Below are 315 nucleotides of genomic sequence, written 5' to 3'. Positions count from 1 at the left end.
GCCGAACGCGTTGAAAGCGATGGCACGGCACTGAACACCAGCGTCGAGAGCAGCGCTCGCGATCAGGTAGCCGAGGCACTGACCAAGGCGACTGCCGACAGCTATACCCTGTATGCCAAGACCCTCGGGGTTCATTGGAACGTCCAGGGGTCCAGCTTCTACGGTTTGCACAACATGACCGAGGCGCAGTATCAGGAGCTCCACGAAGCGGCCGACGCGATCGCCGAGCGCATCAGGGCGCTGGGCAAACTTGCCCCAACGGGTAACGCCTCATTCCGCGAGCTGACGGTCATCGACAATGATGCGCCCCATAAG

1 protein-coding gene is annotated in these 315 nt (G+C 61.6%); it reads left to right on the top strand.

Going from position 1 to position 315, the window contains the following annotated elements:
• Positions 1-315, top strand: a 315-nt coding sequence (locus CVH10_RS19155) for a Dps family protein (protein ID WP_146143092.1), incomplete at both ends; no start/stop codon positions are given.

The sequence above is a fragment of the Halomonas sp. ND22Bw genome (genome assembly GCF_003011945.1).
GTDB lineage: Bacteria > Pseudomonadota > Gammaproteobacteria > Pseudomonadales > Halomonadaceae > Halomonas > Halomonas halophila.
The sequence above is the reverse complement of the archived record's forward strand: the minus strand, read 5'-3'. Positions and strand labels throughout refer to the sequence as shown.